Source organism: Streptomyces sp. 13-12-16 (assembly GCF_002114215.1).
Lineage (GTDB): Bacteria > Actinomycetota > Actinomycetes > Streptomycetales > Streptomycetaceae > Streptomyces.
Map to the genome: position 1 here is coordinate 1 of NZ_NCTE01001044.1, position 2144 is coordinate 2144.

The window sequence follows — 2144 nt, forward strand, 5'->3', positions numbered from 1 at the left end:
CACCCGGCTCGCCGGTGAGCTGCTCGCGCACCGCCCCGCCACGCCGGGCAGCCGCCCCGACGACCCCACCGAGGACGCCGGCGGGCTCGGCGACGCGGGAGCGCTGTGCGCGGTCGCCGACCCGGAGGGCCTGACCACCCACCGGCTCCCCGTCGAGGTCTCCCTGGCCCCCGGCCCGACCCGGGGCCAGACCGTGGTCGACCGCCGTTCCCGCGTCGGCGAGTCCGAGATCCACGAGGGCACCCGCGAGCAGCCCCTGGTCGACGTCGGCCTGGACGTGGACGTGGCCCGCTACGTGAAGCTGTACCTGGCGACGGTCGAGCGCGCCCCGGAGTAGCCGTCCGCCGGGGGCGGCCGGGTCACCGCTGCGGGCCGGTGCTCACGGGGACACGGCCGCCCGTCGCTCCCGCGGTCCGCCACCCTCCGCGCCGGGGGGACCGGACCGGTCCCGGCGAACCGGATGGGGGGATCCCGCCACACCGGCAGGGAATGGCTCCCCGCTGCCGGTGCGTTCGCTTTTACGGTGGTCTGGACAGATTCTCCGCCGGTACCCGCACGCACCCAGAGGAGACCGCGTGACCGATCGCACCCCCGCGCCCGACCCCCGGCCGCCGCACCCCGCCCCCGACGCCACGCCCGACCTCTCCTCCAGGGATCCCGACTGGTGGCGGCAGGCCGTCGTCTACCAGGTCTACCCCCGCAGCTTCGCCGACGCCGACGGCGACGGACTCGGTGACCTGCGGGGCATCACCCGGCGCCTCACCCACCTCGCCACCCTCGGCGTCGACGCCCTGTGGATGAGTCCCTTCTACCCCTCCGAGCTCGCCGACGGCGGCTACGACGTCGCCGACCCGCGCGACGTCGACCCGCGCCTGGGCACCCTCGACGACTTCGACGCGCTCGTCGCCGAGGCCCACCGGCTAGGCCTGAAGGTGATCGTCGACATCGTCCCCAACCACAGCTCAGACCAGCACGTCTGGTTCCAGGAGGCGCTGCGCGCCGGGCCCGGCTCACCGGCCCGCGACCGCTACGTCTTCCGCGACGGCAAGGGGGAGCGGGGCGAGCTGCCGCCCACCGACTGGCAGTCCGTGTTCGGCGGCAGCGCCTGGCAGCGGGTACCGGACGGGCAGTGGTACCTGCACCTGTTCGCCGCCGAGCAGCCCGACCTCAACTGGGGGAACCAGGAGGTCCGCGACGACGTCCGCACCACCCTGCGGTTCTGGGCCGACCGGGGCGTGGACGGCTTCCGCGTGGACGTCGCGCACGCCCTCACCAAGGACCTCGACGAGCCGCTGCGCGACCTCGGCGACCACGCCTCGGGGGGTGAGGCCGCCCTCGCCGACTTCCCGCCCGGCACCCACCCCTTCTACGACCGGGACGAGGTGCACGAGATCTACCGCGACTGGCGCAAGATCCTCGACGCCTACTCCCCGCCCCGGATGGCCGTCGCCGAGGCCTGGGTCCCCGGCGCCCGGCGCGCCCTGTACGCCCGTCCGGACGAACTGGGCCAGGCCTTCAACTTCGAGTACCTCCAGGCCGGGTGGGACGCGGAGGAGCTGCGCCAGGTCATCACGGACTCGCTGGAGACCGCGCACGCCGCCGGCGCCTCGGCGACCTGGGTGCTCTCCAACCACGACGTCGTCCGGCACGCCTCCCGGCTGGCGCTGCCGCCGGGCACGGACGAGAACGCCTGGCTGCTGTCCGGCGGCCACGCCCCCGCCGTCGACCCGGACGCCGGGCTGCGCCGGGCCCGCGCCGCCACCCTGCTGATGCTGGCGCTCCCCGGCTCGGCCTACCTCTACCAGGGCGAGGAACTCGGCCTGCCCGAGGTCGCCGACCTGCCCACCGAGGTCCTCCAGGACCCGATCTGGGAACAGACCGGACACGTCCGCAAGGGCCGCGACGGGTGCCGGGTGCCGCTGCCGTGGACGACGACCGGTCCGTCGTACGGTTTCGGGGCGGCCGGTGCCTGGCTGCCGCAGCCGCCGTCCTTCGCCGCGTACGCCGTCGAGGCGCAGGACGGTGCCGAGGGCTCGACCCTGGAGCTGTACCGCACGGCCCTGCGCACCCGCCGCAAGCTGATCGACGGCGAGACGCTGACCTGGGCGGAGGAGACCCCGGCGGGGGTCCTGCAGTTCGACCGC

1 protein-coding gene and 1 pseudogene are annotated in these 2144 nt (G+C 75.2%); both read left to right on the forward strand.

All coding sequences use genetic code 11. The features are described 5' to 3' along the window. Positions 1 to 337, forward strand: a pseudogene (locus B7767_RS34905) (nucleoside hydrolase); the annotation flags it as partial. 238 nt (positions 338 to 575) lie between these two features. Then, a partial coding sequence (locus B7767_RS34910; protein WP_085575585.1) for a glycoside hydrolase family 13 protein occupies positions 576 to 2144 on the forward strand: 1569 nt, incomplete at its 3' end.